This window comes from Chryseobacterium sp. CY350, assembly GCF_027945075.1.
Lineage (GTDB): Bacteria > Bacteroidota > Bacteroidia > Flavobacteriales > Weeksellaceae > Chryseobacterium.
On the sequence record NZ_CP116034.1, the window covers coordinates 1,630,775 to 1,646,315 of the forward strand.

Annotated in this window: 10 protein-coding genes; 2 read left to right on the forward strand and 8 right to left on the reverse strand. The window is 35.6% G+C overall.

Annotated features, from left to right (window positions below; translation table 11 throughout):
• Positions 1-39: 39 nt before the first annotated feature.
• The 8 genes from PGH12_RS07495 to PGH12_RS07530 all read right to left on the reverse strand — a co-directional run bounded on the left by PGH12_RS07495 (position 40) and on the right by PGH12_RS07530 (position 10,623).
• Positions 40-537, reverse strand: a complete 498-nt coding sequence (locus tag PGH12_RS07495) for a hypothetical protein (RefSeq protein WP_267597543.1) — start codon at positions 535-537, stop codon at positions 40-42.
• A gap of 68 nt (positions 538-605) precedes the next feature.
• Positions 606-1,442 (reverse strand): SH3 domain-containing protein, encoded by an 837-nt coding sequence (locus PGH12_RS07500; protein ID WP_267597544.1) that lies wholly within the window; start codon positions 1,440-1,442, stop codon positions 606-608.
• Between the two features lie 16 nt (positions 1,443-1,458).
• On the reverse strand, positions 1,459-2,286 hold the full coding sequence (gene prmA / locus PGH12_RS07505) for a 50S ribosomal protein L11 methyltransferase (RefSeq protein WP_267597545.1): 828 nt from the start codon (positions 2,284-2,286) through the stop codon (positions 1,459-1,461).
• Between the two features lie 297 nt (positions 2,287-2,583).
• Complete coding sequence (locus PGH12_RS07510) at positions 2,584-3,297, reverse strand: 3-ketoacyl-ACP reductase (RefSeq protein WP_267597546.1); 714 nt, start codon at positions 3,295-3,297, stop codon at positions 2,584-2,586.
• A gap of 250 nt (positions 3,298-3,547) precedes the next feature.
• On the reverse strand, positions 3,548-5,131 hold the full coding sequence (locus tag PGH12_RS07515; RefSeq protein WP_267597547.1) for a calcineurin-like phosphoesterase C-terminal domain-containing protein: 1,584 nt from the start codon (positions 5,129-5,131) through the stop codon (positions 3,548-3,550).
• A 20-nt stretch (positions 5,132-5,151) separates the two neighbouring features.
• Entirely contained in the window at positions 5,152-6,603 is a 1,452-nt protein-coding gene (locus PGH12_RS07520; RefSeq protein WP_267597548.1) for a SusD/RagB family nutrient-binding outer membrane lipoprotein, read from the reverse strand.
• A 13-nt stretch (positions 6,604-6,616) separates the two neighbouring features.
• Positions 6,617-9,592, reverse strand: coding sequence for a SusC/RagA family TonB-linked outer membrane protein (locus PGH12_RS07525; RefSeq protein ID WP_267597549.1), 2,976 nt, complete (start codon positions 9,590-9,592; stop codon positions 6,617-6,619).
• A gap of 284 nt (positions 9,593-9,876) precedes the next feature.
• The gene (locus PGH12_RS07530; RefSeq protein ID WP_267597550.1) at positions 9,877-10,623 is read right to left on the reverse strand and encodes a glycerophosphodiester phosphodiesterase family protein; all 747 of its coding nucleotides are present in this window, start codon (positions 10,621-10,623) and stop codon (positions 9,877-9,879) included.
• Between the two features lie 228 nt (positions 10,624-10,851).
• Between PGH12_RS07530 and ligA the strand changes: the two genes are divergently transcribed.
• Both ligA and PGH12_RS07540 read left to right on the forward strand, forming a co-directional pair.
• Positions 10,852-12,849: an NAD-dependent DNA ligase LigA gene (gene ligA, locus PGH12_RS07535; RefSeq protein WP_267597551.1), complete on the forward strand. Its 1,998-nt coding sequence runs from the start codon at positions 10,852-10,854 to the stop codon at positions 12,847-12,849.
• Positions 12,850-12,904: 55 nt separating this feature from the next.
• A complete protein-coding gene (locus PGH12_RS07540) occupies positions 12,905-15,526 on the forward strand; it encodes a DUF7619 domain-containing protein (RefSeq protein ID WP_267597552.1) in 2,622 nt (873 codons plus the stop codon).
• Positions 15,527-15,541: the final 15 nt, after the last annotated feature.

Genomic DNA, 15,541 nt, shown 5'->3' on the forward strand with positions numbered 1-15,541 from the left:
ACTTCTCTTATAGACTGTACTCAAATTTATTTATACAGTTTAAAATCCTGTAGTCCACAATTGGTTATTTAAAGTAAATCTACCTATTATAAAATCGTCTTTATGCTTTTTAAATCCTTTCTTATTTTTGAGATCATCTACGATTTCTTTAGCATTATTTTCATCTAAAAAAACTCCAATTATTCTTTCATCATCTAAAAAGTTATGAATTGTGTAGGTGTGACTTATTTGAAAAATATGTTCTAAATTCAACTCTTTTATTGATCTGCTCCCTTCAGTAATAACATCTAATTCATTTAAATAATCTCTTCCAATCTCTCCTATAACGCTACAAAATCCGCTTTGCCAATGAATTTTATTTAATTGATATTTCCTAATAATCAACCCTTTAGGATAGGTTCTAAATCCCGGAAGTTTCAAAGCATTTTCTTTTGCTTCTTCCAGCTTTTCCATATCATCAAAATATCCTAAAAATTTACATGAAGTATGAGTTTCATCTGTATACATATGTTCAAGAAAATAAACAAAGTAATTCATCATATTCAATTTGCTAAACAAAAACCACCGTAAATGTACAGTGGTTTTCAATTTTATTAGTAAAAATATTATTTCAACTTATAAGAACTTCCATTCCAAAGATATGTTTTAGACAAACGTTTTACTTTCTCCTTGTCATTTTCGTCCTTTTCCATTTCTTCCATTTTAAAAATAAAAGCGTTTGGAATTCCGCCTTTATCGTTTGGAAAGATAAATTCTTCACTGTGATGATAGACATCAGCATCACCAACGTTCATTAGTTGAGGAAGAGAAATCAATTTTTTATCTTTAAATAAAATATATTGATCATAACCAGCGATTCCGCATGCTTCTCCGGAAACGATTGCTTTTAAAGTGAAATCAACATTCTGTAATTTGTGATTGCTTTCGATAGTGAAAGTTCCATAACTCAAACTTTCGCCGGAACCGGTTTCAAAGAAAACCTCATCGATTAATGAATTTCCTTCAACAACTTTTACACTTGCAATATTCTGTTTGTAATTTTGATTAAAATTTTTGTCTATTTTATTAACCGTTTTTGAAATTCCGAAAAGAAAATCATAACCATTTTTGTTTCTGTAACCGATACAAAGATTTGCTCCCCAAATGTAACCTTCCAAAGTTTTATTCTCTTTACGATAAGAAACTTTATACCAATTTGAGTTTCTTTGACCTAATTGCAAAACAGTGTCATCTTTTTTAATGATTGAAACCTGCTGATTAGATTGCAAAGAATCTAAAATCTGGGCACTTACATTCGGTTGCTGTCTGACTCTCGTTTGATCCGTAAAAATCTTCTGCGTTTTGTTTTCTTCAAAATTAAAAACACCATTTGCGTATAATTCTTCCTGCGCAGAAAAAAACTGAACAACAAATAAAAGTAAGGTGATTAAAAAAGATTTCATATTAATATTTGTGTGATTATTTTTCAAGTAAAAGACTTACCCACTCTTCACGCTGTAATTTCTTTTTCAGATCTAAATTATTCTCTTTACAAACTTCAAGAATATCATCCACATCAAAGAAACATAAGCCCGAGAGTAATAATTTTCCGCCATTATTTAAGACAGAAACATAGGTTGGGATATCAGAAATCAGAATATTTCTGTTGATATTGGCTAAAATAATATCATAATTTTCTTTTCCTAAATTTTCAGCAGTTCCCAGTTCGATATCCAATTCAACATTGTTTCTTACAGCATTCTCTTTAGAATTTTCAACGGACCATTCGTCGATGTCGATTGCTTTGGTTTCTCCGGCTCCGTTTTGTTTTGCATAAATTGCTAAAACAGAAGTTCCGCAACCCATATCCAGGACTTTTTTTCCATTAAAATCAATATCCATCATTTGCTGAATCATCAAATGTGTTGTCGGGTGATGACCGGTTCCGAAAGACATTTTTGGCTGAATGACAATTTCGTGCATTCCGGGAACAGAGTTGTGAAATTCTGCTCTTATTAAAACTTTATCATCAATATTGATGGGCTCAAAATTCTTTTCCCATTCTTCATTCCAATTGATATTTGGCATTTCTGTGAAAGTATAATCGATTTTTACTTCTTCGTTCTGAAAAAGTGGTAAAGCCTTCAATTCTTCTTCTTTAAAAAGATCTTTCTGAATATATCCTAAAATACCATGAATTTCTTCTGTGAAACTATCGAAACCTATCTCTATTAATTCGGCCATCAATATATCGCTCCAAGGTTGAAGAGGTTGTATTTTAAAATCGAATTCTAAATAATTTTGCATGTGAGTAATTTGTTACAAAAATAGAGAATTTAAAAATTAGAGGTCATATAATTGAATTATTTAACCATTAAGCAATAAATGAAGTTATAGAAAGTATTAAGTTTTGGCTAAAGCCGATTAGTAATACACAAAAGAGCGGGCTAAAGCCCGCTCCTAATGATTTTATTGGTTGTAATTGAAGAATTGCGTATTTTTAACTACCCCGTCTTTTTGTTTTACAAAAATCCACCCCTTCAAAGAAGGGGAATTCAAGCGAATCTGATACTAATTTCTAAAATCTAATTTCTAACGTCTCAATTAAGGATTTGTAGAGAAAATAGAACCGTTTGCGATCAATACGCGTCTGTTCATTTTCAAAATATCTCTTACCCATTCTGCGAAGTCTTCCGGCTGAAGAACTTTATCCGGATTTCCGTCTGTTAACCCTCCCTCAATTGACATATCTGATGCAATTGTACTTGGCGTTAAGGTTACAACACGGATGTTTTGTTTTCTCCATTCAGCCATCATCGATTGCGAAAGCGAAACTACTGCCGCTTTCGAAGCTGCGTACGCTGACATATTTGGTCCGCCTTTCAATCCTGCAGTTGAAGCCACATTGATGATATCACCTTCACCTTTTTCTTTCAGGAAAGGATAAACTGCTTTAGCAGCATAATACACTCCGAAAAGATTTGTTTTTATCACTTGCTCCCAAACTTCAGACGACATCTCTTCAATCGAGCCGAAATCACCAATACCTGCATTATTAATTAAAATATCGATTCCGCCTAATTGTTCTGCTAAAGATTCTATTCCTGCTTTTACGTGAATTTCGTTATCTATACTGAAAACTGCATATGAGGAATTCACACCCAGTTTCTTGATTTCATCAACGGTCATTTTTAGGTTCTCCTCGTTTCTACCTGTGATTCCAATATTGACACCTTCACTGGCGAGCAATAAAGCAACTGCCTTTCCCAAACCTCTTCCGCCACCTGTTATGATGGCACTTTTTCCCTGTAAGTTCATTCGTTTAATTTTGATGGAACAAATTTACGAAACGCAATTTTTAAACAACCGTTTATATTTTTGATTTAATGAAAAACAATTATCATCTTACTCTATATTGTTTACCAAAATATTTTTAGCACTACAGAAAATCTATTAAAATAACGATTACATTTCTAGTTTTTTTTTTAAAGCTAATCGTATTTAAAATCAAAACCGGCAACATTTCTGAGGCCGGTTTTAACTGAAGTAAAGTAAAAAATTGAAATAATTAAGGAATCAGAATTGTGTTCTGCACCTCAAATTCTTCTGATGAAGAAAACTCATTTCCGTACATGTCATGAGCTTTTACCTCAACTTTATGTTTTCCTAGCGATAATTTGTTTCCAAATCCGCCTGTCCAGATGTGTTTCGATTGTTCAGGATTTGAAGGTCTTCTTCCGGGAAATAAATTATCTGTAGAATCCCATTTGAAAACAGATTGCGCAAAATTGGGGTCAATCGTTTCGCTGTATTCCATTTCTTCCCATTTTCCACCATCAATTCTGTATTCTACTTTGTCTTTCTTACTTCCCATAAAGAAATTAGCCAAAACCTTCGCCGATGTCTTTGATGGGAAAGGAATAACTTTCGGTACATACAGCTGAATCTGATAATCATGAGGCTTTCCTGCTGTTTTGTATTTTACTTTGTATTGATTATCATTAAAACTGATAAAAGAATAGCCTTTTGCTGTACCGTCTCTCATGGTAGAAGTAGGTAATCCTATTTCGTCTGACGTTCCCGACCACCAATCACCGCACGTTGTTCCGACGTTGTATTCGTGAAGATCTTTAGCGCCGTTCCAGCCTTGCGGCTTGCCATAAAAAATCTGTTGCTGAATGTGTGTGTGAGCAGACAACATTAAAGCATTCTGAAAAGGTGCAAGCGCATCAAAAAGCATTTGGCGATCTGCATTTCTGAAATTATCTTCGTTATTATGCTCTAAAGGTATGTGGAACGAAATGACAATAAGTTTATTTTTGTCGACAAGTTTCAAATCGTTCTGAATAAACTGCATCTGATCTTCTCTAAAACCTCCCCAATATCCTTTTCCGTCTCTGGGATCCGGATACAGTATATTGTCAAGGATTAGAAAATGTACATTCCCATAGTTGAAAGAATAATTTGCAGGACCAAAAGTAGCTTCAAAAGTTTCATCTGAAAGCAGATCTTCTTTTGCATCATAATTCATATCATGATTTCCCATCACGTTGAACCAAGGTAAACCGATCTCTTTCATAACATCTGCGTAAGGCTTTTGCAGACTCAAATCATCACCTACCAAGTCACCCAAACTGATCCCGAAAACTGCATTTTGTTTATTAGATTTCACCTCGTTCACAATGGCTCTTTTAAAATAGTCTAGCTGTTTTTCTGTGTAAGGCTGCGGATCTCCAAAGACCAAAATATCAAAGTTCTTGCTTTCTTTCTGTTGATGTAATGCGAAATTTAATTCTTTGGGAAGCGCTCCAGTAGGTGCAGTTCCCTTATATTTAAAATCTGAGGGCGAACCTTTTGGTTTGTACTGATAATAATATTGGGGTAGATTATTTTGATTTAAATCCATCATATATCCTGAAGGTTTAATCACAAAAACCGTCTGCCCTTCTGAAATCGGCAAGCTGTATTTTCCGTTTTTATCCGTTAAAACTACTTGGCTACCGTTAGATACAGCTACATTTTCAATTCCTTTTTCGCGGTTTTCTTTCTTCTGGTTTTTGTTGCCGTCTTCAAAAACATATCCTGAAACCGAAGTCTGAGAGAATGCCATTGCTGAAATAAGCAGACTTGGCAATACTATTCTTATATTCATTTTATTTAAACTTAAATTAATTATTGATTCCACCAGTTGATTACGTTGATATTATCTCCGCCAATCGACTGCGCTGCCGCCTGATAATTTGTTGTATTAAGAATCTTGGTCTGAACCGGATACATGAGTCTCTGCGGTAATTTTCCGTCATTCAGTAAGCCTAAATTGTTTGGAAGTACAGGAAAGCCTGTTCTTCGTTTTTCATACCATTGCTGCTGATCTACGAAGAAAAGTGCAACGTATTTCTGAAGCATAATTCTCTGTAAAGTTCCGTTGTAAGCGACATTCGGATTGGTAAAATAATTCGCAGGAACTACTCCGCCCCACTGTTCTACAGCTGCTTTTACTCCGTTTTCATAGAAAGTCTGCGCACTACCTGAGATAATTCCTTTCTGAGCAAATTCGGCAAGAGTCAGCTGAAGTTCTGCGTAAGGATAAATAAGAATTTTAAGCGGTGCTTTAGCCAGATTCTGATTCATATTTGAAGGCTGATAAGTAAATACTGTTCCCTGGGCATATCCTGCAGGAGCACCTTTGTAACCAAGATTTGCCTGAGAGGCAATATCTTTAGCCTGAGAAAAGAAAGTAGCAAGTCTTGGGTCGTTATTACTTTTAAGAGTTTCTACAAAAAACTCTGCAGCAGCTCTACCCGTTGTGAAATCCTGAGGTCTTGCGATCGGTGGCAAAAGTGGTGCAACACCTGTAATATCAAGACCTGCAGTATCTGCATTACTCGTCATTAAAGGATACGTTGTAGGATTATTTACGATTTCCTGAATTTTTCCATAGACATCTATTTCCCCATTTTTCTTTAAAATTCTGCCCAATAACCTTAGTGATAGAGAATTACAGAATTTTTTCCATTTAATAGTTCCGGCAGCAGAAGTATTCGCTCCGAAGAAAAGATCCGGATCTGAAAGTGTTGCTGTAGTTACAAATAATGAATTTGCAGTTTTTAAATCTTCAAGAAGTTTAATGTAAATATCTTTCTGTTTATCAAATTTTGGCTGGGTAATTCCTTCCTCAACTCTTGATGCCTCGCTGAACGGAATATCACCAAAAGTATCGGTAAGATTTGCAAACATCCATGCGTTCATAACCAAAGAGATCGCCTGATAGTTTTTATCATTTTGTTTTTTTGCAGCCTCATACATTTCTTTATTTTGCTTCAGCCATTTGTAAGAAGTATTCCAGTAAGAATTTCCTGTAGATTCTGTAATATAATATCTGCTGAGCGAGTTTCCTTCATTTGGAAAATCAATAGCGACCTGCATGATATCAAAAGTGAAATTATTGGCTCTAGTGTAAGCATTTGCCGCCATGTTATATTGTATCGGCATCAAAAGACTTCCCGCTGTAGGGGTATTGATTTTGCTGGTGTCTGTATTTATTTCTTCGAAAGATCTGTCGCATGAGGTAAGCATTGCGGCAGCCAAAATCACTGTACAGAATTTTGAAACTTTATTTTTCATAATTTTTCCTTTTTTAAAATTTAGCATTCAGTTGTATCCCGACCGTTCTTGCTGTTGGTAACTGGCCAACCTCAACTCCCGGGGTAATAGAAGAATCATTAAGTGTTGCTGCTTCCGGATCGAACAGCGGGAAATTTTTCGTCAGCATCATTAAGTTTCTTCCATATAGAGAAAGACTCAGATTAGACATTTTAAGATTTTTCACAATATCCTTCGGGAAATCGTAGGTAATTGTTGCTTCTCTCAGTTTAATAAAACTCGCATCAAAACTGTTGGTTTCTATATTTGCTCTTCTGTAATAATCTCCGTAATATGTGTGAAGTGCAACTGCTTTGGTATTGGTAGAAAAACTTCCGTCTGCATTTTGTACTACACCTGCACCAACAAAAGTTCCGTTCGGGTTGTCTCTTCCCGGCAAAGTATTTTCCAGCTTACCTTGCTCAGACATTTTGTGATGAGACTGAGAGTACACCATTCCTCCGTACTGACCATCGATACTGAATGAGAAAGAAAGATTTTTATATTTGAATGTGTTTTGTAAACCTCCTCTCCATTTGGCATAAGCATTTCCTACATATTCTATTTTTGTAGATTTTGCCGTTAAACCATCCGAGCCATAAATCACCTGACCGTCCGGTGATCTCTGTAATTTCGCTCCATACATATCTCCTAAAGATCCGCCCACTACAGCATTGAAGAAAACAACTCCTCCTACAGATGACATCGTGTAAGGTTCTCCATTAAATTCACCCGGTAACGAAAGAATTTTATTTCTGTTCATCGACCAGTTGGCATTTACGTTCCAAGAAAAATTCTGAGTTTTTACAGGGTATGCTCCCAATGTCATTTCGATCCCTCTGTTTCTGATTTCTCCGGCATTGATAATTCTTGTAGAATATCCGGTTTCTATCAATGTAGGAACAGGAATAATCTGATTATCTGTATTATTTTGATATACTGTAAGATTGTAGGTTAATCTGTTTTTAAGAAAACTAAAATCCATCCCTGCTTCTATATTGGTGTTCATTTCAGGTTTTAGATTTGGATTAAAATAAATTGACGCAATCTCCGCAGAGTTATTAAAATCGCTGGTATTGTAAGTTTGCAGCAAGTTATAAGGATCCGTATCACTTCCTACCATCGACCAAGAAGCTCTCAGTTTCCAGAAGTTAAAATTGTTTGATTTTAAATTAAATATATCTGAAAGTATAAATGATGTAGCTACCGATGGATAAAAATATGACCTGTTTTCTTTTGGTAACGCACTACTCCAGTCGTTTCTAGCTGTAACATCTAAAAACCATACGTTATTGTAATTTAAAGAAGCTAATCCGTATAAACTATTCATCTCTTTATCTCTTGGCTGAGGAACTTTCGTAATAAGAGCAATAGCATTGGTAAGTTCATACAAACCAGGAATTTTCAATCCTGTAGCACGATAATCGTTCAAAACATATTCGTTGTATCTAAGATTTCCACCTGCGGAGGCATTAAACCCAAATTTTCCGAAATTATTTTTATAGCTGAATAAAACATCTGTATTGAATTCAGAATTTTTAATTTGCTGCTCTCTATAATATCCTTGAAGATAATTTGCAGAACTGTAAGGTCTTTTTGTTGTTCTTAGCTCATCCGTAAGTTCTAAACCAGAACGCAACATCACATCAAAATTTTTGGCAAATTTGTAAGTAGCAGTAACATTTCCGGTGATAAATTTTTTATCTAAACCATTCAGCATTTCGTATGCAATCAAATACGGATTGTCTATAAATGAACTGAAAGGATGTATCTGATCGATCTGATTTTGCCCGTTTTTCCAGATTGGTTTGTACCAATTAAGATCTACATTCGGATTTTGAAAAATCATGAAATACGAAATCGATTGATTGTTATATCCTGTAGCCGGAAGGTTATCACTTTCTGTGCTGTTGTAAGAAAATTTCGTTACAATGTGAAGTTTCTCGTTGGCATTATGATCTATTGATAAAGCTCCGCTGAATCTGTCGAAACCTGTATTAGGCATCATCCAGTTATTTTTTGTGTAATTCAATGATGCTCTGAAAGCTGTTTTTTCTGTAGAACTTTCAACCGATAAATTATTAGCATAGGTAGTTCCTACACCCCAAAAATCTTTAATATTATTTTTATACGGTCTCCACTCTTGTCTTTGAAGGCTCTGCCCTTCTACCGTGGGATCGTACTGGAAATAAGACTGTCCGTTAAATTTTGGTCCGAAAGCACTACTTGTAGAACCAGTATTTACACCATCCGGAGAAGCTCCGTAAGAATAGTAAAACTGACCCGCCGTATTTTTCTGTAAAGTTCCCTGGCCATATTCATACTGATAATCCGGCCAATGTAAAACAGAATCAAAGCTTGTATTAGAATTAAAAATAACATTTACTTTTCCATTTTTTGATTTACCTGCTTTGGTAGTAATCATAATAGCTCCATGCATTCCTCTCGAACCGTACAAAGCTCCGGCAGTAGCGCCTTTCAATATTGTAACTGATTCTATGTCCTCAGGATTGATGCTATTAAAATTATTTCCGAAATCTACCGGAAGGTCACCACCGGTTCCTGCTCCGTAAGCTGCATTTCCTGTTCCTGTGTTTGTGCCTCCCAAAGGAACACCATCAACAACAATTAAAGCCTGGTTATTATCCATATTCATCGAAGCGCTACCTCGTAAAGTAATTTTTGCAGATCCAAGAGGTCCTGCTCCTGCCGTCTGAATTTTCAAGCCCGCTACTTTACCTTCTAAAGCCTGCGCCCAGTTGTTGTTCTGAGTTTTTGTAAATTCTTCTCCATCTACCTTTTCGGCTACGTAGCCTAATGATCTATCTTGTCTTTTAATTCCGAGAGCTGTAACAACAACCTCTTCAATATTCTTCACAGTATCTCTCTTTATCTGTTGCTGAGCAGCCATATCGACGCTTACCAACCCTAAAACGGATAACAGAAGTAATTTTTGAGTCTCCTTACGCATATCTAATTTTTGTTTGCGCAAAATTAGAAAGGCATTATGATTATGGGTTTAACACGGTTTTAACATATTTTAAACAATTTTTGAACGCTATATTAATTTATTTTAACAAAACAAATTATCTGCCTATCATACACTCAGTTAGAGACATTAACGAAGTTTAATGCTATGCATATAATAATTAGTGAATAACTTTGTCGCCTTGCCTTCGATCTTAAGTTTAAAATACAAAAATGCCTCACAGAATTACCTGTGAGGCATTTATATAGAATTTTAGTTAAAAACTGTTATTTATTTTTAAGCTGATCCGGAATATTTGTAGTCACAAAATCTATCCCTTGTTTTTTAAGTTCGTCGTATACTTCAATTTTATTGACTGTCCAGGAATTGGTGATCAATCCCAACTGGTTTGCTTCAGAAATCCAGGCCGGATTTTTCTCAAAAACGCTGTAATGATAATCTATTCCGTCTAGACCCAGTTCTTTAATTTGCTGTGGTGACAACTCACCGTTTAAATACTGAACCTTAAATTCCGGGGCGATTCTCTTAATTTGTTTACAGACATTCAGACTAAACGAAATGTACTCGCTTTGGGATTCCAGCTTCATATCTTTGATCGTCTTTATCGTCTTTTCTACAATTTCGTTTTCCAGAGCTTCCGTTTTTGCAGGTTTTATTTCTACAATCAGTTTTAAAGCTTTGTCTTTTTTTCCCTGTTTTAGATAATCTTTCAGAGTAGGAAATTTTTCTCCGTTTGAAAGCTTTACATTTTCAAGTTCTTTAAAATTAAAATCAGAAATTTCCATTTTGCCGTGATGCTCATCGTGATTGATAACCAAAACACCATCTTTTGTCATTCTCACATCAAATTCGGCTCCGTAAATTTTAAGATTCTGAGCATTTTTCAACGACTGAATAGAATTTTCAGTAGTGGGAGGCTGCGTCTGAAAATAACCTCTGTGGGCGATAATTTGGGTCTGTGCATTCATGATTCCTGCGCTTAAAACTGCAAACCCTAAGATAAACTTTTTCATAATTAAATAACCTCTACATTTTTAAATTAATATATAAACATGATCAAAAATACAAACTTATTATTTTCTGACCGTTGTTATTGGCAAACCTTGAGAAGATCGCCGCAAAAATAGGAAGAGATATGCGAAACTGCTTTAACGTTACCTGAACATTTTTTAAATAGAATATTAAATTTTAATGGTTAAAATTTCACGAAGACTTAGTATTTTTGCCTAAAAGACAAGAAAATGCCCGAGAATATCAAAGCAAAAATAGATCAGCTCCGTAAAGAACTTCAGCAGCATAATGAGAATTATTATCTTCTGGATGAGCCGAGTATTTCTGATATGGAATTTGATCTTTTACTGAAAGAACTTCAGGATCTTGAAGCCAAACATCCTGAATTTCACGATGATAATTCTCCAACAGTACGTGTTGGCGGTGGTGTTACGAAGATCTTCCCGACCATTCAGCATCAGTTTAGAATGTATTCTCTGGATAATTCTTATGATTTTGATGATCTTGCAGATTGGGAAAAACGTATTATTAAAACTATTGATGAGCCTGTAGAATTTGTTGCCGAATTGAAATACGACGGTGCATCAATCTCTATTTTATACAAAAACGGAAAACTGGTACAGGCAGTGACTCGCGGTGATGGTTTTCAGGGCGACGAAATTACTTCTAACGTCCGCACGATTTCAGATATTCCGATTACTTTGAAAGGTGATTTCCCGGATAGTTTTTTTATGCGGGGAGAAATTTATTTAACGAGAAAAAACTTCGATAAAATCAATAAACTTCGTGAAGAAGAGGGTCTTGATCCTTTTATGAATCCCAGAAACACCGCCAGTGGAAGTTTAAAGATGCAGGATAGCGGCGAGGTGCGGAAGCGCAGATTATCTTCTGTGCTCTACCAGTTTGTTTCCCAGGAAGTTCCTGCAGAAAGTCATTGGGAGTTGCTTCACCAAGCTCATGATTGGGGTTTTACAATTTCAGAACAGGCAAAGTTGTGTAAGAATTTAGAAGAAATAAAAGAATTTATCAATTTCTGGGATGCTGAAAGACACAATTTACCTTTCGAAATCGACGGAATCGTATTAAAAGTCAATTCGTTAAAACAGCAGAGACAACTTGGTTATACGGCAAAATCTCCTCGCTGGGCGATGGCTTACAAATTTAAAGCAGAAAAAGTAGAAACTAAATTAGAAAAAGTAACGTACCAGGTCGGCAGAACCGGAGCGATTACTCCAGTAGCCAATCTGAAACCCGTTTTATTGGCCGGAACAGTTGTAAAACGCGCTTCACTCCACAACGAAGACATTATAAAAAAGCTCGGTCTTCACGAGCATGATTTCGTGTACGTAGAAAAAGGAGGCGAAATTATTCCGAAAATAGTGGGCGTGAATACTGAAAAAAGAACTTCTGACAGCAAAGAAATCGAGTATATCAAAAATTGCCCGGAATGCGGTACAGCATTGATAAAACTCGAAGACCAAGCCATTCATTTTTGCCCGAATGATCTTCATTGTCCGCCACAAGTTGTTGGCAGAATGATTCATTATGTTTCAAGAAAAGCTTTAAATATCGATAATCTTGGAAGCGAAACCATCGAACAATTATATAAAGAGAAACTGATAGAAAATCCTGCAGATTTTTACGCTTTAACGAAAGAACAAATCCTTCCTTTGGAAAGAATGGCCGAAAAATCGGCTCAGAATATCATTGACGGAATTGAAAAATCTAAAGAAATATCGTTTGAGAAAGTATTGTTCGGAATCGGAATTAAACACGTTGGAGAAACCGTTGCGAAAAAATTGGTGAAAAATTTTAATACGATCGACGATCTTAAGAAAGCTACTGCCGAAGAACTTTGTCAGGTAGAAGATATCGGGATGAAAATCGCAGTAAGCATCGTAGAATTTTTTGCCAATCCTGAAAATATTGTGATGCTGGAAAGATTAAAATCTTATGGCGTGCAGCTCGAAAAAGGAGAAAACACCAATGAAGTTTTATCAAATGCTTTGGAAGGCAAAACATTTTTGTTTACCGGAAAATCATCTTTATTTACAAGAGAAGCAGCCGAAGAGATGGTAGAAAAACATGGCGGAAAAAACATCTCGGCAGTTTCTAAAAACCTGAATTACCTGATCGTCGGCGAAAAAGCAGGAAGCAAACTGAAAAAAGCTCAGGATATTGGTACGATTATTATTATTGACGAACAGCAATTTTTGGATTTGATATAGAAAAAGCGATATAATTAAAATTAATTCATATATTTGGTGATATAAACCAATTATCATGAAAAATATCTACCTATTAGCAACACTGCTATTTTGCTCATCTTTCAGTTCTCAAATTGTAAATATTCCTGATGCAAATTTTAAAGCCAAGCTTGTTTCTGCGAATCAGTGGAATTTTATAGCTAATGATCTTATCGGAAATATGACCGTTATTGATACCAATGGAGACGGGCAGATACAGGTAAGTGAAGCGGCGAACATTTCGCAGTTGACATTGAATCAAACTCAGATTCATGATTTAACCGGCTTGCAGAGCTTTAGTAATCTCCAAAATATTGTCATACAGGGAAATACGTACATTGACGAGGTGAATGTAAGCAATTTGGCATATCTTAAAAATCTGAGCCTGATCGGAAACGGCATCGATCTTATTAATACTCAAGGCTGTACGCAGCTGGAATATGTAAATCTCACCAATAATTCCGGTTTTTTATATAATCTGAACTTTTTGCAAAGCAATATATCTTCGCTGAAAAAGCTTAAACTAATCAGCAACCAACATTTATCCGGAGTAGATCTTACCAGCCTAATCAATTTGGAAGAATTAGACATATCCGGCACATCGCATCTCAATACAGCTTTCACAAGCCTTAATCTGGCTAACAATGTCAATCTGAAGAAAATCATCATCGAAAAGCCAAATCTTACTTCTCTTACCCTGAATCCGCTAAGTCAGTTACTGGAATTTACACTGCAAAAAACGCCTTTAACATCATTGAATCTAAGCAGCGCGGGTATAATGGAATATTTGCATGTTGCAGATAACGCATTGATGACTTCAATCAATATTCAAAACTCAAATGGGTTGGAAAATATTTTAGTTTTAAACTGTCCTTTGATAACATCGTTAGGCATTCAGAACAAGCCTAACTTAACTTCGATGAGTCTTGGAGGTACAGGAGTTACCTCGCTGAATTTCACAGGAACGCCAGGAATTGGAAATTTAGCAATCAGTAATAATGCCCTGACATCATTAGACCTTTCACCCATTACCTCTTTGGCTGCGCTCAATTTAAATGAAAACATTTCTAGTTTAGACGTCAGCCAGAATACAATGCTACAAGGTATGAGCGTAAACGGACTGGGACTTACCTATGTTAACGCAAAAAATGGAAATCCTAATTTGCAGGCTTATTTGGGGTCTTCCGTTTATTCGCCAAACCTCGCCTATGTATGCTGCGATACAAATTTGGTACAAACTATATCTAACCAACTTTTAGCAAACGGACATACAAATGTACAGGTCAACAGCTACTGCTCTTTTGCTCCTGGAGGTACAGTATACACGCTGCAGGGAAATACTAAATATGACATCGACAATAATGGCTGTAACTCTACTGATCTCAATAAACCACTCCAACAATTCAACATTAGCGGAAATGGCACAAGCGGATCTTACGTTACTAATGCAATGGGTAATTATTCAATCCCAGTACAATCTGGCTCATATACCATCACACCGGTGATGGAAAACCCAACGTACTTTTCTATATCTCCGACCAGTTTGAATGCAAATTTTCCTACACAAACAAGCCCGCTATCTCAAAATTTCTGTTTGACTGCAAATGGAAATCATAATGATCTCGAAATACTTATTATCCCGATTACTACGGCAAGACCCGGCTTCAATTCAAAATATAAAATCATTTATAAAAACAAAGGGACAACTACACAGTCGGGAACATTAGTTTATAATTACAATGATAACCTAATGAATTATCTAAGTTCTACACTCGCTCCAAATTCTCAGTCGACAGGAGTTTTAAATTGGAATTTCGCCAATCTTCTTCCATTTGAAAGCAGAGAATTTACTTTAACGTTTACTCTAAATACTCCGACACAAACTCCACCCCTGTTGGGCGGCAATATTTTGAATTACACTGCTCAGATTAATGCCGCTACTGACGAGACACCTTTAGACAATACTTTTGTGCTTAATCAAACCGTGGTAAATTCATTTGATCCGAATGACAAAACCTGCCTGCAAGGCGCGACAATTACAACTTCACAAGTAGGAAATTATGTACATTATTTAATTCGTTTCGAAAATACAGGTACAGCAAATGCTCAAAATATTGTAGTGAAAGATGAGATTGATGTTTCAAAATACGATCTTTCTACACTGCAGCCGTTATCGGGAAGTCACGATTTTGTAACACAAATTACCAGCCCGAATATTGTAGAATTTATCTTTGAAAATATTCAGCTTCCTTTTGCAGATGCCACGAATGACGGCTACATTTCATTTAAAATCAAGACCAAATCAACACTTACTATTGGTGACAGTTTCAGCAATACTGCAAAAATTTATTTTGATTATAATCATCCTATCGTTACAAATACATACACAACTTCTGTACAGAATGTTTTAGGAACTTCGGAAATCACTAAAGATAAAGTTGAGGTCGGCATTTACCCAAATCCTGTAAAAGATATTCTTTACTTTAAATCTAAAGAGAAAATTGTAAAAGCTGAAATATACGACAGCGCAGGAAGAATTACGAATTCTTTAGGTGTAAAAGACGACAGCATTAATCTTTCAGAACTTCCTAAAGGAAATTATATCATTAAATTTTCCACAAAAAATCAATCTGTGAGTCAGAAATTCATAAAAGAATAATCTGATTACAAACAA